Origin of the sequence: Streptomyces sp. NPDC102451 (assembly GCF_044765485.1) — a bacterium.
In the GTDB taxonomy this organism is placed as follows: Bacteria; Actinomycetota; Actinomycetes; order Streptomycetales; family Streptomycetaceae; genus Streptomyces.
Genome location: NZ_JBIWKD010000006.1, coordinates 245,248 through 264,348 on the forward strand (window position 1 = coordinate 245,248; position 19,101 = coordinate 264,348).

Sequence of the window (19,101 nt, forward strand, 5' to 3'; positions counted from 1 at the left end):
GAGGCCCCTTGGACCGTATCTCTTTCCCGAACGGGAGGGAGAAACGGGGCCCTCCGCTTCGAACGCGGGGTCAAACGCGGGGTCAATCGTGTGTCTGCGCGGTCCCCGGAAGAGTGACCTGGATCCGGCAGCCGCGGGCGGATTCGGCCACGCCGATGCGCCCGCCGTGCAGATCCACCGCCCAGCGGGCGATGGCGAGGCCCAGTCCCGTGCCGCCGTCCGACCCGGGCCCGTGCGGGGAGGGCGCCTGGCCGCGGTTGAAGCGCTCGAAGACCCGGTGGCGCTCTGCCTCCGGGATGCCGGGCCCCTCGTCGATGACCTCCAGCTCCAGCGACTCGGGGTGCTCCCCGCGCCGCGCCAGCACGGTGACCCGGCCGTGCGGCGGGCTGTGCTTGACGGCGTTGTCGATGAGGTTGGCGACCACCTGGTGCAGGCGTTCCGCGTCCGCGTGCGCCGTCAGCTCGGGCGGCGACACGTCGAGGTGCAGATGGACGTCCGTACGGGAGTGGTTGCCCGAGCCGGAGGAGAGCCGGCGCTGCGAGGCGGCGAGGTTCGCCTCCTTCAGCACACCCGACAGGTACGGCCAGACCTCGAAGCGGCGCGCCTTGATCGCCACCACGCCGTTGTCCAGCCGGGAGAGATCCAGCAGGGTCTCCACCAGCCGGCCCAGGCGTTCGGTCTGTTTCAGCGCCGTACGCATCGTCTCGGGATCCGCGGCGGACACCCCGTCCACCACGTTCTCCAGGACGGCTCTGAGCGCCGCGATCGGGGTGCGCAGCTCATGGGAGACATTGGCCACCAGCTCCTTGCGGTGCCGGTCCTCCGCCTCCAGATCGTCCGCCATGCGGTTGATCGTCTGCGCCAGGTCGCCGAGCTCGTCACGCCGCCCGGCGCCGCTCACCCGTCTCGTGTAGTCGCCGTGCGAGATCGACCGCGCGACGGCGCGCATCTCGTCGAGCGGCGCGGTCAGACCGTGTGCCACGAACTGGGTGATCAGCAGGGTGGCGATCACCGAGAAGACCGTGATGAACCGGAACTCGGTCCTGGTCCGCAGCGCGACGATCAGCAGTCCGGTCGTGATGAACACGGAGACCACCACGAGCGTGCCCAGCTTGGCCTTGATCGAGAAGGGCCGCAGTCCGGAACCGGGCCGGGTCATGGCGCGGGTGTCTCCAGGGCGTAGCCGACGCCGTGCACGGTACGGATCCGCTCGGCGCCGATCTTCCGGCGCAGGGCCTTGATGTGGCTGTCGACCGTACGCGTCCCGGAGGCGTCCGCCCAGTCCCAGACCTCGGCCAGCAGCTGTTCCCGGGACAGCACCGCGCGCGGTGTGTTGGCCAGGCAGACCAGCAGGTCGAACTCGGTCGGGGTGAGGTGGACGTCGTCGGCGCGCACCCTGACACGGCGCTGCGCGTGGTCGATCTCCAGCTCGCCGAGGCGCAGGATGCCGCTGCGCGGCGTCACGGCGGCCAGCGCGGCCCGCTCGACCCGGCGCAGCAGGACGTGGACCCGGGCCGCCAGCTCCCGCATCGAGAACGGCTTGGTCATGTAGTCGTCGGCGCCGACCCCGAGCCCGACCAGCATGTCGGTCTCGTCGTCGCGTGCGGTGAGCATCAGCACCGGCACGGGGCGCTGGGCCTGCACACGACGGCAGACCTCCAGACCGTCGAAGCCGGGAAGCATGATGTCGAGCACCATCAGGTCGGGCTGCCAGGCCTCTGCCGCGTCCACGGCCGCGGGCCCGTCCAGTGCGGTCTGCACCAGGAAGCCCTCGGCCCGCAGCCGGGCGGAAATGGCGTCGACGATCGTTGCGTCGTCCTCAACCACCAGCACCCGGCGCTGAGCCCCGGGGGTGGCCGCGACGCCGTTGTGGGTGGTGTGTGTCTGTTCCATCGCCCCGCCCCTGCCCGTTCTCGCGGAGGCCATTCCCCCGGAGGCACGGTTATCGCTTGTGGATTACGTCGTGGTTCCTGTGTGCCGGTCAGAGCGTAAAGGCAGAAGGCGCCTCTCGGCTACGCAGGGTGTTGTCCGTCGTGAAGGTGTTACCCACAGGAAAGGAGACGGATCGGCGGACTTGCGCCGTAGATCCATGGTGCGGCAGGGATGTGGACACCCCGTGGGGGTTCAGTCGTCCCTGAGTGCGAGATGGACCACGTCCGGCACACCTCGGGCAACCGCTACTTCTTCGGTCGTTACTGCGTGGAATCCGGCATTCCGCAAAGCGTCGCCGAACGCTTCGGACGGCTGCGCGGACCACACGGCGAGGACTCCGCCGGGCGTCAGGCGCGCCCGGCAGGCCGCGAGACCGGCGGGTGAGTAGAGGTTTCCGTTGTCCTGGGTGACGGTCCAGTCGGGGCCGTTGTCGATGTCCAGGCACAGCGCGTCGTAACGCTCCGTGGTCGTACGGAGATGGTCGACGAGGTCCGTGCGGAGGATCTCGGTCCGGGGGTCGGCGAGGGCGTCCCCCGAGATCCGGCTGAGCGGTCCGTCCAGGTGCCAGTCCACGATGGCCAGTTCCCGCTCGACGACCGCGATCCGGCCCCAGCGCGGTTCGCCGGCCGCCCGCACCAGGGAGAAGCCGACGCCGAGCCCGCCGATCAGCACCGACGGGTCCGGACGGCCGGCGGGCAGCGAGGCGAGCGCCGCGTCGATCAGCAGCCGCTCGGAGCGCCCGTCGGAGGTGTCCATCAGGAAGCAGCCGTTGGCGATGATCTCGAAGCCGTCGCCGTGCTCGCGCAGGACGACTTCACCGAAGGGGCCTTCGCGACGGTCGAGGACGACGGGGCGGCGGGCGTCTGTGGCGGGCATGGGCGCGGTCTCCGGTCTCCGGCAGGCGGCGGTCGCTCGTGCGGCTGCCCATCCTCCTTGGCGCCGGGCCCGTGGACCAGTGGATTTCCCCGGTCTCACCCTCCGGGGGTGCGAGGCCGTCCCGGGTCGGACTCCGGCCCGGGGAATGGCTGTGCCCCGAAGGGTGCTGCCGTAGGAGCGGGGCGTCGCGGGCTGTCCGTGCGGGCCCCGATCCCCGCAGGGCATGTCGGGTGATGTGGGTGATCGCTGAGAGCGAACACCGCCGGGGGAACATTCATGAGCTCACAAGCATTGAGTCCACATAGCTCAACTTGCCTGCCGAAGGGGAGATCATGACTAACGAGTCCCAGGCGTTCACACCGATCGACCTGCCCGTGCTGCCGCTCGACGACGAGGTCGTCCTGCCCGGCATGGTGGTGCCGCTGGACCTGTCCGACACCGAGGTGCGCGCCGCCGTGGAGGCCGCCCAGGCAGTCGCGCGGCCCGGGGGCGGCAAGCCCGAGGTGCTGCTCGTGCCGCGCATCGACGGGAACTACACCGGGACCGGTGTCCTGGGCACGGTCGAACAGGTCGGACGCCTGTCGGACGGGGACCCGGGCGCCCTGATCCGGGCCCGTGACCGGGTGCGGATCGGTGCCGGGACCAGCGGGCCCGGGAGCACGCTGTGGGTCGAGGGCACCCGGATCGACGTATCCGTTCCGGATCCCGTGCCCGGTTCCGCCGCCGAGCTCGCCAAGGAGTACAAGGCGCTCGCCACCAGCTGGCTGAAGAAGCGCGGTGCCTGGCAGGTCGTGGACCGGGTCCAGCAGATCGAGGACATCTCCGCGCTCGCCGACAACTCCGGGTACTCGCCCTTCCTCACCACCGCCCAGAAGGTCCAGCTGCTGGAGACCGTGGACCCGGTCGCCCGGCTGAAGCTGGCCATCCAGTGGCTCGGCGAGCACCTCGCCGAACAGGACGTGGCCGAGTCCATCGCCAAGGACGTCCAGGAGGGCGTCGACAAGCAGCAGCGCGAATTCCTGCTGCGGCGGCAGATGGAGGCCGTGCGCAAGGAGCTGTCCGAGCTCAACGGTGAATCCGGCTCCGGCGCAGACGAGTCCGACGACTACCGGGCCCGCGTCGAGGCCGCCGACCTGCCCGAGCACGTCCGCGAGGCGGCGCTCAAGGAGGTCGAGAAGCTGGAGCGCGCCTCCGACCAGAGCCCCGAGGGCTCCTGGATCCGGACCTGGCTGGACACCGTCCTCGAACTCCCCTGGACCGAGCGGACCGAGGACGCCTACGACATCAAGGGCGCCCAGGAGATCCTGGACGCCGAGCACGCCGGGCTCCAGGACGTGAAGGAACGCATCACCGAATACCTCGCCGTACGCAAGCGGCGTGCCGACCGGGGCCTCGGTGTGGTCGGCGGCCGGCGCGGCGGCGCCGTGCTGGCGCTGGTGGGCCCGCCCGGCGTCGGGAAGACCTCGCTCGGCGAGAGCGTCGCGCACGCCATGGGCCGCAAGTTCGTCCGGGTCGCGCTCGGCGGTGTCCGGGACGAGGCGGAGATCCGGGGCCACCGGCGTACGTACGTCGGCGCGCTCCCCGGCCGCATCGTAAGGGCGATCAAGGAGGCCGGCTCGATGAACCCGGTCGTCCTGCTCGACGAGATCGACAAGGTCGGTTCGGACTTCCGGGGCGACCCGGCGGCCGCCCTGCTCGAAGTGCTCGACCCGGCGCAGAACCACACTTTCCGCGACCACTACCTGGAGGTCGAACTCGACCTCAGCGACGTGGTGTTCCTGGCCACGGCCAACGTCCTCGACGCCATCCCGGAAGCCCTGCTCGACCGCATGGAGCTGGTCACGCTCGACGGCTACACCGAGGACGAGAAGGTCGTCATCGCCCGGGACCACCTGCTCCCGCGCCAGCTGGAGCGGGCCGGTCTGCAGAAGGACGAGGTCGGGCTCGACGATTCGGCGCTGCGCAAGCTGGCCGGCGAGTACACCCGGGAAGCGGGCGTACGGAATCTGGAGCGGGCCGTCGCCAGACTGCTCCGCAAGGTCGCGGCCCAGCACGAACTGGGCGACCGGGAGCTGCCGTTCACGGTGACCGACGAGGACCTCAGGGGCCTGATCGGCCGGCCGCACCACGTGCCCGAGTCCGCCCAGGACCCGGCCGGGCGTCGCACCGCGGTGCCGGGGGTGGCCACCGGGCTCGCGGTGACCGGGGCGGGCGGCGACGTGCTGTTCGTCGAGGCCTCGCTGGCCGACCCGGAGACCGGGGCGTCCGGACTGACCCTGACCGGTCAGCTCGGCGACGTGATGAAGGAGTCCGCGCAGATCGCCCTCAGCTTCCTGCGGTCGCACGGCGCGGAGCTGGAGCTGCCGGTCGCCGACCTCAAGGACCGGGGCGTGCACATCCACTTCCCGGCGGGCGCGGTCCCCAAGGACGGCCCGAGCGCAGGTATCACCCTGACGACGGCGCTGGCCTCGCTCCTCTCCGGACGGCTCGTCCGTACGGACGTGGCGATGACCGGTGAGGTGTCGCTGACCGGACGGGTGCTGCCGATCGGCGGCCTCAAGCAGAAACTGCTGGCGGCCCACCGCGCGGGCATCACCACCGTGGTGATCCCCCAGCGCAACGAGGCCGACCTGGACGACGTCCCGGCCGAGGTGCTGGAGAAGCTGGACGTCCACCCGGTGACCGATGTCCGGCAGGTGCTGGAGATCGCGCTCGCCCCGGCCTCGGCCAGGGTGGAGAACAGGATCCCGGCCGCCGCGTAGGCGCCATGCTGTGACGGGCGTGGCATCACGCCGACGGCCGGTACGGACGGCCCGTCTTCCCCCCCCGGAAGGCGGGCCGTTCCGCGTGCCGTCACCGCTCAGGGGCGGTAGATCTTGCCGGGCTCGGGCTCCGCGGGGGCCATCAGCTGGGGGACCGTCACAAAGGTGTAGCCGGCCCGCTGCAGCGCGTCGATGATGCCCGGCACCGCGGGCACCGTGCCCTTGTAGATGTCGTGCAGCAGGATGATCCCGTCCTTGTCCGCCTGTTCGAGGGTCCGTCTCCTGATCAGCGTGGAGTCGTTCGTCGAGTAGTCCTTGGCGGTCGTGCTCCACAGGATCTGGGAGAGGCCCAGCTCCTTGCTGACCTCGGAGACCGTGTCGTCGGTGCGGCCCTGCGGCGGACGCATCAGCCGCGGCTTCCTACCGGTGATCTCCGCTATCGCGTCCTGGGTCTTCTCCAGCTCGGCGCGTATCTCGGCGGGCTTCCTGTCCGTCAGGATCTCGTGCGACCAGGTGTGGTTGGCGACCTCGTGACCCTCGGCCGCGATGCGCCGCACGGTGTCCGGGTGCTTGAGGACATGGTTCTTGCCCAGCAGGAAGAACGTGGCCGGCACCTTCTTCTCCTTGAGGATGTCCAGGAGACGCGGGGTGTTCTCCCCGGGCCCGGCGTCGAACGTCAGGGCGATGCACTTGGCCTTCCGGCAGTCCACGGAACCGAACGACCCCTTGGCGTCGGGGGCGGCGTCGGCGCGGGCTGATCCCGGAGCCGTGGTCTGCATCGCGCATCCGCCGAGCGTCAGGGTGAGCACCGTCACAAGGGCGGCGGCCAACCCCGTACGCGACGGAGACATCTTTCCGGGCACAACAGACACAGCGCACTCCCCATGGCTCGGCCGCACGGCGGTGGTGCGGCACGCCAGGGACTATACATAGTGTGTATACGCGGAGTGCATAGCGGGGGATGGGGCAGCACCGGGCCCCGGTGACCTGGAGCGTGTCACCGGGGCCCAGTGCTGGAGGAGCGGAGGGATCAGCCGTTCGCGAGTGCCACCACGCGGTCGAGCGCGCCGTTGAAGTGGTTGTGGTCGCCGACCGTCGGGCCCGACGAGGTGTACTGCCAGATCGTGTAGACGCCCCAGCCGGCCGGGAGTTCGCCGACCGTGGTGTTGTAGCGGGCCACCCAGAGCGGGTTGGTGGTGCCGAAGCCCGCGTTGTTGCCCGTGCAGTCCTTCCACCAGCTGGTGGCGGTGTAGATCACCGCGTCACGCCCGGTGCGCGCCTTGTAGGTGTTCACGAAGTCGCGGATCCAGGCGACCATGGCGGCCTGGGTCTTGCCGTAGCACTGGGCGCCGTACGGGTTCCACTCGATGTCCAGCACGCCGGGCAGCGTCCTGCCGTCCTTCGACCAGCCGCCGCCGTTGTCCACGAAGTAGTTCGCCTGGGCCGCACCGCTCGTCGTGTCCGGGGTGGCGAAGTGGTACGTGCCCCGGATCATCCCGACGTTGTAGGAGCCGGTGTACTGCTGCGTGAAGTACGTGTTCTTGTAGTACGTGCCTTCGGTGGCCTTGACGTAGGCCCACTTCACGCCGCTGCTCCACAGCGTCGACCAGGCCACGTTGCCCTGGTGGCTGGCGACGTCCACGCCTTCGGTCTGTACGGCCCTCGTCCCGGTCGGGGGGGTGCCTCCCTGGCCGTCGTGGGCGATCACGCCCTGGCCCATCCTCGCCGTCCCCCGTTCGGGGACGGTGTCCGCGGACGCCGCGCCGGGCAGCGTGAGCAGCAGGGTGAGGGCGGCGAGGAGCGTGCCCGCCGCGAAGAGGCGGCGTCGGCGGGAGGGTGCTGCGGTTCCGGATCTGTGCACGGGCATTGCGTGCCTCCGAGGGCTCGGTGGGGGAGCTCATGGCCCAGGAGCGGGTGCGGGACGCTCCTGCGGTGCGCGTCATGGTGTGGACATGCCACCCACGGCACCCATGACGCTACGCACGTAGACCCGTGCTCCGGAAGGGGGCCTGGCCGCTGCCGGAGGTCTACTCCTGCGAAATACTGGTCCAGCTGCGGCGATGGCCGGGGCTGAAAGAAACTTTCATCGGCGGGAAAGCGTATGAGGGGTGCTGACGTGCACGGCAGCGGAAGCGGCGATGAACCCGGTACGAAGGCCGGAAGTGGTGTGGACCATGAGTTCCTCGCTCTGGAGCGGGAGTTGTCGGTCTTTCTGCGCCGGGCGCGGGCCAATTCCGGTGAAATGGCCCGCGAGGTACATCCGGATCTGGAAGCGGCGGCCTACGGGCTCCTCGTGCGGCTGGAGTCGGCCGGGCGGCAGCGCGCCACCGACCTCGCCGCCTACTTCGGGGTGGGCAAGGCGACGATGAGCCGCCAGCTGCGGGCTCTTGAGGGCCTCGGCCTGGTGGCGCGGGAGACCGACCCGGCGGACGGCCGCGCCTCGCTCGTCCATCTCACCGACGAGGGCCTCGCGCGCTTCCGCAGCGTCCGTGACGCCCGCCGCGGCCGTTACGCCCGCAAGCTCCAGGACTGGGACCGGGCCGAGGTCGCGGAACTGGCCCGGCTGCTGCACCACTTCAACGAGCGCGCCGCGGACTGAGGCGTCCGGCTGCGGGACCACGGGGGCAGGCCCGGCCGGCCGGGGCCGCTACAGCTCCACCAGGACCGCTGTCGCGTCGTCATGCGTCTTCCCCCGGCGCAGGTACACCCGGTCGGTGTCGGCCCGCTCCAGCTCCCGCACCCGGTCGATCAGCCCCTGCGGCCCCTCCTTGCGCAGCACGTCCAGGGTGGCCGTCCAGTCGCCCTGGCGGAACTTCTCCGTCCAGCGGCTCGCCCCGTCGGTCAGCGCCGCCAGCGCCCGGACCTCGGACCGCGGGGTCTCGCCGGTCACCGCACGGGACGCCACCAGGGGGTCCGCCGCCGCCGTGAAGAAGCCGCCCTCCTTGTTCCGTACGCGTGCGTCCGCGATCTCCTCCGAGGCGAGCGAGCCGGGTGGCAGCCGGTCGAGCCGGTCGTCGAGCAGCGGCCGGACCGTGCCGTCGGGCGCCTCGACGAGCAGGGCCGAGTCGGAGAGCACCAGGTGCTCGACCCGCTCGTCGTCCCAACGCGCGAGGACCACGGTCGCCTGAGGCGTACGCGGGTGAGAAAGGTCACACAGGGAACGGTGCGTGTCGGCGGTGCGCCGGATGGACGCCGAGAGGATCTCGGTCAGTGTCAGATCCCGCCGCGAAGCGGACAGTTCGGCCAGCGCGCCTCCGAGCCGCGCCGTGAACCACGGGACCGAGTGCACGCAGCCGTCGCTGCCCGGCGGCGGCGTGACGCCGTCGAGCAGAACGAGGACACCGCCCTGGCCTGCCGCGGGGGCGACGGCCGACGCCCAGTCCTCGTTGGGGCGTTCGGGGCTGCCCGGTCCGGTGGCGAGTTCGATGCGCATCCGGCCAGTCTGCACGATGCCTTCACGTACCCTGCACGATCGGCGGTTGGGCCGTACCAGCAGGTCAGATGGTCGCCGAGGGCGGAATTCAGGGCTCCGTGCATATGCGGGCGGGCATACTGCCAAAGCCTGGCCCGAAGTTCCACCCGGCGGTCCGTGCATGGTCCGCGGCGCCTGTGGAGAGACTTGTTCGCCAACTCCGGAGTGCGGTTCACTCGTTCGAGTGGCGGAGCGGTTGATGCACGGCCCCCTCTCAAAAGCGCTGGAATGGTCAGAAGCCGTACGGCGCACACCAGGGCGGGGCGCCCCATTCACGTGACCGTGCGTCACCTCTGCTTCAAGGGCGGACGAGTCAAGATTGCGAGCACCGGTGCAGAAGAAGCGGCCTCGGAGCAAGGACAGCACGCGCGAGGAGCCCGGGGCGATGCCTCAGGCAGCGGGTGCCTCCAAGCGGACCGTGCGGGTACGCAGCCGGCTCGTCGCCGGCGTTGCCGTCGTGGGGATCACGGTCATCGCCGCGGGCGCCCCGGCGGCCCTCGGCGCGTCCTCGGACCTCAACGAGTCCCAGCAGCTGGTCACGCTCGCCGAGCTGAACCAGCAGGCGATCACTCTCGCGCACTCCCTCGCGGACGAGCGCGACGAGGTGACCGCCCACATCGCGGCCGGCCGTGAGGACGAGGACGGCACGCCCGGCACCACGAGCCCCGCGGCCCGGGTCGACCAGCAGGTCGACGAGATCCGGGAGGCCGCCCCTGCGGCGCTGCGCCGTGACCTCGCCGCCATCCCCTCGCTCCGCAGGACCGCCCTCACCGGCAAGGGCTCGGCGATGGAGGCGTACCAGGCGTACTCCGAGGTCATCGCCAAGCTCCACGGCATCGCCGACGAGCTCGCGCAGAAGACCCCGCCGCGTGCCGCCGACGCCACCCGCGCCCCGCTCGCCCTCGGCGGCGCGGTGGAGCAGGCCTCCGCCACCAGGGGGCTGATCCTGGCCGCACTCGCGGTGCCCGGCACGAAGCCGCAGCAGCAGCAGATCGACCCGTTCACCGGGCTGCCCGTGCAGAACCAGGCCGAGGGCGACAGCGAGAACGACCGCGACCGCGACGAACTGAGCGCCGCCGCCCAGCAGGCGCGGGTGCGCGAACTCGCCTCCCTCGCGGACTTCGACCAGGCGGCCGGACCGTCCGCCCGGGACCGGCTCTCCTCCACGGTCACCGGCCCCGAGGTCACGAGCGCGGAGAAGTACCTCACCCGCTTCACCGACCGTCCCGAGCTGTCCGACTCCGACCGGGCGGCCAACCCGAAGAAGGTCGAGGCGGCGCTCTCCGCCCGCATCGACCGCATGCGCGGGGTCGAGTCCGCGCTGGGAACCGCGCAGGTCAAGCGTCTTGAGGGGCTGCGCGACGACGACGTCACCGCGCTGGAACTCCGCCTCGCCCTGCTCGGGGGCTGTCTGCTGATCGCCGTCGGCGTCTCCACCGCCGTCGCCCGCACCCTCACCCAGCCGCTCGCCGTCCTGCGGATCGGGGCCGGCCGTATCGCTGCCGATCCCGAGACCGCCGAACCGGTCCGCTACACCGGGCGCAACGACGAGTTCGCCCAGGTCGTACGGTCCATCAACGCCCTGCACGGCAAGCTGCACGGACTGCACCACGATGTCACCGGCCGGCTGGAAGGCCTGCAGACCGAGCGGGGCGAGCTCATCGCCGGCCGGGAGGCCCTCACGCTCCAGCGCGCCGAACTCCAGGTCACGGTGGCGGAGCTCACCGGCCAGCTCGAACGGCTGCGGAACACCGTCCACCACACCTTCGTCAACCTGTCGCTGCGCACGCTCGGTCTCGTCGAGCGCCAGCTCGGTGTCATCGAGGGCCTGGAGGAGCGCGAGCAGGACCCGGAGCGTCTCGCGACCCTGTTCAAGCTGGACCACATGGCCACCGTCATGCGGCGCCACAGCGAGAACATGCTGGTCCTCGCCGGAACCGACCACAACCAGGGGCACGCGGGCCCGATCGCGCTCGTCGACGTACTGCGCGCCGCGGTCAGTGAGATCGAGCGGTACGAGCGGGTCACCATCCAGTCCCTGCCCCCGCACGCCCAGGTCGCGGGCTTCGCCGCCGACGACCTGAGCCACCTCGTCGCCGAACTCCTGGAGAACGCGACCTCCTTCTCGCCGCCCGACTCCCATGTCGAGCTCTCCGGCTGGCTGCTGGAGACCGGGGAGGTGATGCTCTCCGTGCAGGACGAGGGCATCGGCATGTCGGCGGTCCGGATGAGCGAACTCAATGCCAGGCTGGCCGACCCGGCGTCCTTCGAAGCGGGCGAACAGGCCGCGGACGGGGCCGGTCTTGGTCTTCAGGTGACCTCGTTGCTGGCGGCCCGCCACGGTGTGCGGGTGCAGCTGCGCGAACAGAAGGGGAGCGGGGTGACCGCGGTCGTCGTCCTTCCGCAGGCGCTGCTGCCCAAGGCGCCCCCCGCGGCGTCCCCGCCGCCCGTGCCGCTGCCCGGGGACGCGCCCACGCTGAACCTCCCGGGGTCGGTCGCCGAGGCCAACTCCAACGCGCTGCCGCCCCGTTCGTCCCTCCCCGCCGAGGACCCGCTGATCGCGGCCGCCGAGCGGACCCTGGAGGCGGCGTCCCCGCAGCCCGCGGCACCGGAGCCCACCGCGCCCGTGGCGGAGCCCGAGGCCGCGCCCGCTGCGCCCGCACCTGCTGCGTCCGCGCCCGTCGTCGAGCCCGAGCCCGAGCCCGAGCCCGAGCCCGGACCCGGGCCCGAGTCGGAGTCCGAGACCACGATGCAGGTCCGGCTGCCCGCGCAGCAGGACGCGCCGAGCCCGTACGCCATCGGGCCCGACCGCCACGAGCGCGCCGCCGACACGAGCCCGGCCCCGGCTCCCGCGCCCGCCGCCGCTCCGGCCGCCGACGCCCTTCCGGGCCCCCGGCAGCCGCTGACCGGACTCGGTGAGGAGGTGCCCGACCCGGCGCCGCTGCCGGAACGCCTCACGGACAAGGGGCTGCCCAAGCGCACCCCGAAGATCGCGCCGCCGCCGTCGGCCCCCGCCACCGAGCGCAAGGGCAGCCTCGACAAGGAGGCCCTGCGCCGTCGGCTCGGCGGGTTCCACCAGGGTGCGAAGGACGGCCGCCGCGATGTCGAGGCGGAGATCGCCGAGACGGGGCCACAGACCGACCAGGACCGTACCGACGGTCGAATCGATGAGACGGGGGACACAGTCGAGGAGGCACGCAGTTGACTGCGCCCAGCACATTCGGGCTGAGCACCGAGGCCCGGAACCTTCACTGGTTGCTGAGCAATCTCGTGGAGGAGGTGCCAGGGGTCCACTCGGTCACCGTCGTCTCGTCCGACGGACTGATGCTGCTCTCCTCGGACCCCGGTCTCGCGACGGCCAGGAAGGCGGGACGGCAGACGGGCCCCAGGGGTTCCAGCGCCGACCTCGCCACCATCGTCTCCGGCATCGGGTCCCTCACGATCGGTGCCGCCAAGCTGATGGACGGCGGCGGCGTCAAGCAGACGATGGTCGCGATGGACGAGGGCAGCGTCTTCGTCATGTCGATCAGTGACGGCTCCCTGCTCGGTGTGCACGCCACCCCCGACTGCGACATGAGCGTCGTCGCCTACCACATGGCGCTCTTCGTCGGCCGTGCCGGACACGTACTCACCCCCGAACTCCGCAGTGAGCTGCGCAAATCGATGGAGAGCGCCCAGTGACGTCAGCTGCTGAACCCGTACGAAAACTCCCCGTCAGGGGCGCCGACCGCAAGGCCGCACGGGTCCGTCCGTACTCCCTCACGGGCGGCCGCACCCGCTTCGGCCACGTCCTGCTCGTCGAGACGTTCGTCGCCGCGCTGGACGCCCCCGAGGAGCGCCGCGAGCTCACCAACGGCAACCTCGCCTCGCGCGTCATGCCGGAGCTCCACGCCATCGTCGAGCTCTGCCGCCGTATGCGTACGGTCGCGGAGATCTCGGCCCTGCTGAAGATGCCGCTCGGGGTGGTCCGGGTGCTGCTCAGCGACTTGGCCGACCAAGGAAAGATCCGCGTCTACGGAACCGGTCACGGCACCGGCCAGCCCGACCGCGCGCTGCTCGAAAGGGTGCTCAATGGACTCCGCCGTCTCTGAGGCGCCGCTCTTCACTCCGCGTCAGCGGGGGCCGCAGGACCAGCAGGACCGGCCCGACGAGACGGTACAGACCTGGCAGCTCGACCACACCCGCGCGCCGATCGCCACCAAGATCGTGGTCGCGGGCGGATTCGGCGTGGGCAAGACGACCTTCGTCGGCTCGGTCTCCGAGATAACCCCGCTGCAGACCGAAGCGCTGATGACGCAGGCCAGTGAGGAGACCGACGACCTCACGGCCACGCCCGACAAGGTCACCACGACCGTGGCGATGGACTTCGGCCGTCTCACCCTGGACGACGACCTCGTCCTGTACGTCTTCGGCACACCCGGTCAGCAGCGCTTCTGGTTCATGTGGGACGACCTGGTGCGCGGCGCGATCGGCGCGGTCGTCCTGGCCGACACACGGCGCCTCGCCGACTGCTTCGCGGCGCTCGACTACTTCGAGAGCTGTGGCCTTCCCTACATCGTGGCCGTCAACCACTTCGAGGGAACGACCGGTTACGAGGAGGACGATGTCAGGGAGGCCCTGACGATAGCTCCGCACGTACCTGTTGTGATCATGGATGCGCGTAAGAGGATCACCGTCGTCGAGTCGCTGCTCGCCCTGGTGGGTCACGCGCTCGACGTCGCCCCCGAATGACACCCCCTCATGACGGCACACGCACCCAGTACACGTAACGGAGAACCGCGATGCGGAAGATACTCATAGTCGGAGCCGGCCAGTCCGGTCTCCAGCTGGCCCTCGGACTGCAGTCCAACGGGTACGAAGTCACCCTGATGTCCAACCGCACCGCGGACGAGATCCGGTCCGGCCGGGTCATGTCGACGCAGTGCATGTTCCACACCGCTCTCCAGCACGAGCGTGACCTCCAGCTGAACTTCTGGGAGTCGCAGGCCCCGCGGATCGAGGGCCTCGGCGTCTCGGTCGCCGGGCCGGACTCCTCCCGGGTCATCGACTGGGTCGGCAAGCTGGACGGCATCGCCCAGTCCGTCGACCAGCGCGTCAAGATGGCCGGCTGGATGGAGACGTTCGCCCAGCGCGGCGGGCAGCTCGTCATCCACGGTGCCGCGGTCTCGGACCTGGACTACTTCTCCCGTACGTACGACCTGGTGATGGTCTCGGCCGGCAAGGGCGAGCTCGTCTCCATGTTCGGCCGGGACGCCTCCCGTTCGCCGTACGACGCCCCGCAGCGCGCCCTGGCCGTCGCGTACGTCCACGGTCTGGGCCCGCGCCCGGAGCACCCGGAGTTCGACGCGGTGCGGTGCAACCTGGTCCCGGGCGTCGGCGAGCTCTTCATCATGCCGACCCTGACGACGTCGGGCCGCGCGGACATCCTCTTCTGGGAGGGCATCCCCGGCGGCCCGCTCGACGCGTTCCAGGGCATAAAGGACCCCTCGGAGCACCTGGCCAAGACCCTGGAGCTCATGGAGCGGTTCACCCCGTGGGAGTACGCACGCGCCACCAAGGTCGAGCTGACCGACGCCAACGCCACGCTGGCGGGCCGTTACGCCCCGACCGTGCGCAAGCCCGTCGGGCGGCTGCCCGGCGGTGGCCTGGTCCTCGGCGTGGGCGACGTGGTCGTCGCCAACGACCCGATCACCGGCCAGGGCTCCAACACCGCGTCCAAGTGTGCGCACTCCTACCTCCACTCGATCCTGGAGCACGGCGACCGGCCGTTCGACGAGGAGTGGATGGAGGCCACGTTCGAGCGGCACTGGGAGAACACCCAGCACGTCGTGAAGTGGACGAACGCGATGCTGGGGCCGCCCCCGGAGCACGTGCTGAACCTGATCGGCGCGGCCGGTCAGCTCCAGCCCGCCGCCGACCGGTTCGCCAACGGGTTCAACAACCCGGCGGACTTCGACAACTTCTTCTTCGAGCCGGAGAAGACGAACGCGTACCTGGGCTCGCTGACGGGCGCGCAGGGCTGACACCCGCGCGCACGGGGACCGGGCCGCCACGTCCGTCACGAGGGCGTGCCGGCCCGGTTCTCAGTCGTCCGGGGTGCCCTGGGCGTCGTACCCGGTGTCCGACCCCGAGGTGGCGCCCTCGGGCAGTTCCGGCAGGGTGTACGCGCTGAGCGGTGCCCCGTCCGGGTCGGGGCGTACGGCTCCCAGCAGCGGGTTCGAGGCCAGCGGCGAGACCTTCACCGTGGCGCCGGGCCTGGGAGCCTGCACCACGAGGCCGTTGCCGATGTAGAGCGCCACATGCGTCGCCTTCGGGAAGTAGACCACCAGATCGCCGGGGCGCAGCGAGCCGAGCGGCACCTTCGGCAACTGGCGCCACTGTTCCTGCGAGGTGCGCGGGATGTCCCGGCCGGCGGCGGACCAGGCCTGCGAGGTGAGCCCCGAGCAGTCGTACGACTCCGGCCCCTCCGCGCCCCACACATAGGGCTTGCCGATCTGCTCGACGGCGTAGCGGACGGCCTCCCCGCCCTCCTCGGACGGCGGGCGTACGGAGCTGAGCGACCCCGACGCGGTCAGGGCGTCCTGGGCCGCGCCGATGTTCTTCTCCTCCAGCTCCGACAGCGCGGCCAGCTGCTCGGCCGACAGCGAGGCCAGCATCGCCTCGATGCCCTTCAGCCGGGACCGCACGGTGTCGCGCTGCGTCTTCTGCCGGGCCGTCAGCACCTGCTGCCGCTCCTGCGCCTCCCGGGATTTGGCCTCCAGGGCCTCGGCGTGCTTCTCCGCGCCGGTCAGCCGGTCCACCACGGCGGAGCGGCCCGCCTGGGCGCGCTCGATGACATGGCTCTGCTCCAGGGCGCGGGACGGGTCCTCGGCCAGCAGCAGCTGCATGTACACGGAGAAGTCGGTGCGCCCCTGGTACTGGTCACGCGCCAGCCGTCCGGCGTCCCGGCGCCCGACGGTCAGCGCGGTCTGGGCCCTGGCCAGCTCGGCGCGCACTTTTGCGGCCTCGGCGGTCCGCTTCTTCAGCTCCACCTCGGTGCCGTTGTAGAGCTCGCCGGCCTCCTCGGCCTGCCGGTAGAGCGTCTGCAGCTGCTTCAGGAGCCCGGCGACGCTCCCCGGCGCCCCGGCGGCCGGTGCGGGAGCCGGTCCGGGCCCCGACGGCTCGGCGACGGCGGGGGAGGCGGCGACGACCGCGGCCAGAGCCGCGGTGCAGAGGGTGCGCGCGAACCCGCGTGACACGACATCACCTCCGGTGACAGGGGCGAGGCCGATTAATCGGACTACCCCACAAGTGCTCGGATTTCGTCCATCCGGTCACTCGGTGTCGGGTGATGCAAGGACCGCCCGGCGTGCCGTCCGGGGGATGCCCCGAACGGTGGACGCCCGGACGTCACTCCACGGGGAACGCGTAGAAGGCCCGTTCCCGCTGGACGACGGCGGTCTTCCCGGTGGCCAGCACCCGGTAGGACGCACTGACGGTGGCACCCTTCGGGTCCTGGGCCCCGATGTCCTGGAACTTCCACAGCCGGCGCCCGTCCGCCGCGGCGAACGCCGTCACCTGCGAGGCGTCCGCGGCGAGCAGCGTCTTCCCGCCGCCGCTCAGCGTGAGCGCGGGGGCGCCGCCGCCGAGCGGAACCTCGGTGGACCGCCGCCAGAGCAGCTTCCCGGTCGCCCGCTCGACCGCGCCGACCTCCTGGTTGCGGTTGGTGGTGTGGAGCAGCGTCCCTGCCGGGAGGGGGGTGCCGAAGACGGACGAGTCGGTGCCGTTCAGTGTCCAGACCGGCTTTCCGGTGCCGGTCTCGAAGGCCTGGAGGTCGTCGCCCACCGCGCCGTACAGCTGCCCCTCCTCGTCGCCGGCCGCCGCGCCCTCGGGTGCGACCGTGCCGAACTGCCGGTTCCACAGCAGCTTCCCCGTGGTGCGTTCGAAGCAGCGGAAGGACGCCTTGCCCTTGCCCGCCGCGGCGTCGGCGGGGGTGAGCGTGCCGGCGTCCTGGCGTACGACGAGGTCGGCGTCCCTGACGGCGGTCAGCCGGTAGGCCGGGGTGCCGGGCGCCCGGCCCGCGGGGACGGCGACGCGCCAGAGCTCCTTGCGCCGCACCACGTCGTACGCGAAGAAGTACGCCTTGACGACCTGCTTGTCCTTGCCGGGCTTCTTGCCCTTCTTCGGCTTCGGCGCCTTCTCGGTGACGGTGTGGGAGCCGGTGAACCAGAGAACCGTGCCGGACAGACCGGTGAGCGGACCCACCTTCATGTTCGGTACGCCGGTGAACTGGTCCACGAAGCGCACCCGGTGCTCGATCCGCCCGTTCTTCGGCGACAGCCAGAGGAACTCGGTCGGGCTCGCGAGGAAGCAGAGCCCGTCCCCGGCCGTCAGGACCGCCTGGGCGCCCGCGGCGTCGGCGCGCTCCCAGATCTTCCGTCCGGTCCGCAGATCGACGGCGGTCGCCCCGGCCGTGTCCGTCAGCACCAGCAGCTCGTCCTGCCAGACGTCCGCGGTGAGCGGGGCCGGTGCGGCGGCCGGGTGGGTGTACATCCACCGGGGCTCGGGTGCCCGTCCGGGGACGGCGGGGCGGGGCTCGGCGGCGGGCTTGTCGTTCGTGGCTGAGGCGGCCTCGTCGGACCCGATGACGGCGACGGCGGTTCCGCCCAGGACCAGCCCGGCAGCCCCGGCGGCGACGGTGGTGAGCAGCGCCCGCCGGCTGGTCGCCGGGGCGGACGCGGCGCGCGGCGCGGTGGCCGGTGCGGCGGGCGGCAGGGCGGCGGGCAGGGCCCGGTGGAACGGGGCGGATGCGGCGGACGCGGCCTGCGGGGCGGCGGCAGGGTAGGCGTACGGGTAGGGCTGGGCGGGCGCCGGTGCGGGTGCCGGGGAGTGCGGGGGCACGGGCCCGGCCGCCTCCTGGGGGACGGTGAGCTGGGTCGTGGCCCGGTCGGACCGCGGTGCGCGCGCCCCGGCCCCCAGGAAGCGCGTGGTCCGGCTGTCCTCGCCGATGTCGCCGGTGCCGGTGGTGTCGCCGCTCTCCTGCGCTGCGTCCGTGGGCACCTGGTCCGCGGGCACCGCGTCCTGGACCGGGGCCACCGGGGCCACCGGGGCCACCGGGTCCACCGGCGCCTCCAGCGCCCGTACCCGCGCCGCCTGGTCCGTCACGGCGGCCGACAGGGGACCGGGGAGCCAGCCGCCCTTGGCGAGGCCCGCCGCGCCCTCCAGCGCCAGTTCCGCGGCGACCGAACCCGCCCCGGGCCGGTCGTCCGGGTCCTTCGCCAGGCAGCGGGCGATCAGCGCGCGCAACTCGTCGGGTACGGCGCCGAGTTCGGCGGACCCGTGCGCGATCCGCTCCGCCGCCTCCTCCGCGGGCCCCTCGGCGAGCGGGGTCGTCCCGGTCGCGGCATACGCCAGCAGCAGGCCCAGGACGAACAGGTCGGACGCCGGGCCCACTTCCTCGCCCTCGACCTGCTCGGGGGTGAGATAGCCCAGCCGTACGGACAGCTGCCCGCCCTCCCGTGCCTCGGCGGAGGCCGCCGCCCCCAGCGGCCCGAACGCGGTCAGCCGGGGGCCGTCCTCGGCCAGCAGCACCGTCTCGGGCGCCAGCCCCTGGAGCACGGCCCCGGCGGCGTGCACCCGGGAGAGCGTCTCGGCCAGACCCGCGCCCAGTATCCGCACGGCACGCTCGGGCAGCGGACCGGCGAGGCCGATCGCCTCGGCGAGCGTCACCGCAGGAACGTAGGCCGCGGCGGTCCACAGGCCGTCGTCGTCCGGCGAGGCGAGCGGCGGCTGCACCCAGCCGCCCGCCAGCCGCTCGGCGGTACGGGCCTCGGCCCGGAAGCGGCGCCGGAAGGCGGGTACGGAGGCGAGGTCGGGCCGGGCGGCCGTCACCACGGCGAGATCGTCGCCGTCCGCGCCCCGGGCCAGGAAGTGCACGGCGCTCGCGCTCGCGCGGAAGCGGGCCAGCGCGGTGTACGGGCCGAAGTGGCGTGGATCGTCCTGACGCAGCGCCTCCATGGCGCACCCCCCTTGTGACCGTGCCCTCGGCACCTGACCGCCGATCTTACGGGCGGGGGCCCG

The 19,101-nt window shown here is 71.9% G+C and carries 15 protein-coding genes; 7 read left to right on the forward strand and 8 right to left on the reverse strand.

The window, feature by feature from the left end; translation table 11 throughout:
- Nucleotides 1-82: 82 nt before the first annotated feature.
- The 3 genes from ACIRD8_RS16680 to ACIRD8_RS16690 form a co-directional block, all read right to left on the reverse strand.
- Nucleotides 83-1,159: an ATP-binding protein gene (locus ACIRD8_RS16680; RefSeq protein WP_403991295.1), complete on the reverse strand. Its 1,077-nt coding sequence runs from the start codon at nt 1,157-1,159 to the stop codon at nt 83-85.
- Nucleotides 1,156-1,893: a response regulator transcription factor gene (locus ACIRD8_RS16685; RefSeq protein WP_014154105.1), complete on the reverse strand. Its 738-nt coding sequence runs from the start codon at nt 1,891-1,893 to the stop codon at nt 1,156-1,158. Before ACIRD8_RS16685 ends, ACIRD8_RS16680 begins: the two co-directional genes overlap by 4 nt.
- Nucleotides 1,894-2,124: 231 nt before the next feature.
- Nucleotides 2,125-2,808, reverse strand: coding sequence for a spermidine synthase (locus ACIRD8_RS16690; protein WP_403991298.1), 684 nt, complete (start codon nt 2,806-2,808; stop codon nt 2,125-2,127).
- A 332-nt stretch (nt 2,809-3,140) separates the two neighbouring features.
- Between ACIRD8_RS16690 and lon the strand changes: the two genes are divergently transcribed.
- On the forward strand, nt 3,141-5,570 hold the full coding sequence (gene lon / locus ACIRD8_RS16695; RefSeq protein ID WP_403991301.1) for an endopeptidase La: 2,430 nt from the start codon (nt 3,141-3,143) through the stop codon (nt 5,568-5,570).
- Nucleotides 5,571-5,668: 98 nt separating this feature from the next.
- Here the strand turns inward: lon and ACIRD8_RS16700 are convergent, their stop codons facing one another.
- Nucleotides 5,669-6,421 carry a polysaccharide deacetylase family protein gene (locus ACIRD8_RS16700; protein ID WP_403991846.1) on the reverse strand — a complete coding sequence of 251 codons (753 nt, stop codon included), beginning with the start codon at nt 6,419-6,421 and terminating at the stop codon, nt 5,669-5,671.
- A 179-nt stretch (nt 6,422-6,600) separates the two neighbouring features.
- Nucleotides 6,601-7,437: a lysozyme gene (locus ACIRD8_RS16705; protein WP_403991304.1), complete on the reverse strand. Its 837-nt coding sequence runs from the start codon at nt 7,435-7,437 to the stop codon at nt 6,601-6,603.
- A 234-nt stretch (nt 7,438-7,671) separates the two neighbouring features.
- Here ACIRD8_RS16705 and ACIRD8_RS16710 point away from each other — a divergent pair, with 234 nt between their 5' ends.
- Nucleotides 7,672-8,169 carry a MarR family winged helix-turn-helix transcriptional regulator gene (locus ACIRD8_RS16710; RefSeq protein ID WP_403991307.1) on the forward strand — a complete coding sequence of 166 codons (498 nt, stop codon included), beginning with the start codon at nt 7,672-7,674 and terminating at the stop codon, nt 8,167-8,169.
- A 48-nt stretch (nt 8,170-8,217) separates the two neighbouring features.
- Here ACIRD8_RS16710 and ACIRD8_RS16715 read toward each other — a convergent pair whose 3' ends face one another.
- Nucleotides 8,218-9,003 (reverse strand): protein phosphatase 2C domain-containing protein, encoded by a 786-nt coding sequence (locus ACIRD8_RS16715; protein WP_403991310.1) that lies wholly within the window; start codon nt 9,001-9,003, stop codon nt 8,218-8,220.
- A gap of 370 nt (nt 9,004-9,373) precedes the next feature.
- Between ACIRD8_RS16715 and ACIRD8_RS16720 the strand changes: the two genes are divergently transcribed.
- The 5 genes from ACIRD8_RS16720 to ACIRD8_RS16740 are packed head-to-tail and all read left to right on the forward strand — an operon-like array spanning nt 9,374 to nt 15,065.
- Entirely contained in the window at nt 9,374-12,247 is a 2,874-nt protein-coding gene (locus ACIRD8_RS16720) for a nitrate- and nitrite sensing domain-containing protein (RefSeq protein WP_403991313.1), read from the forward strand.
- Entirely contained in the window at nt 12,244-12,723 is a 480-nt protein-coding gene (locus tag ACIRD8_RS16725; RefSeq protein ID WP_403991316.1) for a roadblock/LC7 domain-containing protein, read from the forward strand. The genes ACIRD8_RS16720 and ACIRD8_RS16725 overlap by 4 nt, the downstream gene beginning before the upstream one ends.
- Nucleotides 12,720-13,133 (forward strand): DUF742 domain-containing protein, encoded by a 414-nt coding sequence (locus ACIRD8_RS16730; RefSeq protein WP_103513691.1) that lies wholly within the window; start codon nt 12,720-12,722, stop codon nt 13,131-13,133. Before ACIRD8_RS16725 ends, ACIRD8_RS16730 begins: the two co-directional genes overlap by 4 nt.
- Entirely contained in the window at nt 13,114-13,773 is a 660-nt protein-coding gene (locus tag ACIRD8_RS16735; RefSeq protein WP_403991319.1) for a GTP-binding protein, read from the forward strand. Before ACIRD8_RS16730 ends, ACIRD8_RS16735 begins: the two co-directional genes overlap by 20 nt.
- Nucleotides 13,774-13,823: 50 nt before the next feature.
- Nucleotides 13,824-15,065 carry a styrene monooxygenase/indole monooxygenase family protein gene (locus ACIRD8_RS16740; protein ID WP_403991322.1) on the forward strand — a complete coding sequence of 414 codons (1,242 nt, stop codon included), beginning with the start codon at nt 13,824-13,826 and terminating at the stop codon, nt 15,063-15,065.
- Between the two features lie 60 nt (nt 15,066-15,125).
- Here ACIRD8_RS16740 and ACIRD8_RS16745 read toward each other — a convergent pair whose 3' ends face one another.
- On the reverse strand, nt 15,126-16,280 hold the full coding sequence (locus ACIRD8_RS16745) for an NlpC/P60 family protein (RefSeq protein ID WP_403991325.1): 1,155 nt from the start codon (nt 16,278-16,280) through the stop codon (nt 15,126-15,128).
- Between the two features lie 151 nt (nt 16,281-16,431).
- Complete coding sequence (locus tag ACIRD8_RS16750) at nt 16,432-19,038, reverse strand: PQQ-binding-like beta-propeller repeat protein (protein WP_403991328.1); 2,607 nt, start codon at nt 19,036-19,038, stop codon at nt 16,432-16,434.
- Between the last annotated feature and the right edge of the window lie 63 nt (nt 19,039-19,101).

Bases quoted from the DNA above. Each gene is read 5' to 3' on its own strand.
- ACIRD8_RS16680 (WP_403991295.1), bottom strand. From the start codon at position 1,159: ATGACCCGGCCCGGTTCCGGACTGCGGCCCTTCTCGATCAAGGCCAAG.
- ACIRD8_RS16685 (WP_014154105.1), bottom strand. From the start codon at position 1,893: ATGGAACAGACACACACCACCCACAACGGCGTCGCGGCCACCCCCGGG.
- ACIRD8_RS16690 (WP_403991298.1), bottom strand. From the start codon at position 2,808: ATGCCCGCCACAGACGCCCGCCGCCCCGTCGTCCTCGACCGTCGCGAA.
- lon (WP_403991301.1), top strand. From the start codon at position 3,141: ATGACTAACGAGTCCCAGGCGTTCACACCGATCGACCTGCCCGTGCTG.
- ACIRD8_RS16700 (WP_403991846.1), bottom strand. From the start codon at position 6,421: ATGTCTCCGTCGCGTACGGGGTTGGCCGCCGCCCTTGTGACGGTGCTC.
- ACIRD8_RS16705 (WP_403991304.1), bottom strand. From the start codon at position 7,437: ATGCCCGTGCACAGATCCGGAACCGCAGCACCCTCCCGCCGACGCCGC.
- ACIRD8_RS16710 (WP_403991307.1), top strand. From the start codon at position 7,672: ATGAGGGGTGCTGACGTGCACGGCAGCGGAAGCGGCGATGAACCCGGT.
- ACIRD8_RS16715 (WP_403991310.1), bottom strand. From the start codon at position 9,003: ATGCGCATCGAACTCGCCACCGGACCGGGCAGCCCCGAACGCCCCAAC.
- ACIRD8_RS16735 (WP_403991319.1), top strand. From the start codon at position 13,114: ATGGACTCCGCCGTCTCTGAGGCGCCGCTCTTCACTCCGCGTCAGCGG.
- ACIRD8_RS16740 (WP_403991322.1), top strand. From the start codon at position 13,824: ATGCGGAAGATACTCATAGTCGGAGCCGGCCAGTCCGGTCTCCAGCTG.
- ACIRD8_RS16750 (WP_403991328.1), bottom strand. From the start codon at position 19,038: ATGGAGGCGCTGCGTCAGGACGATCCACGCCACTTCGGCCCGTACACC.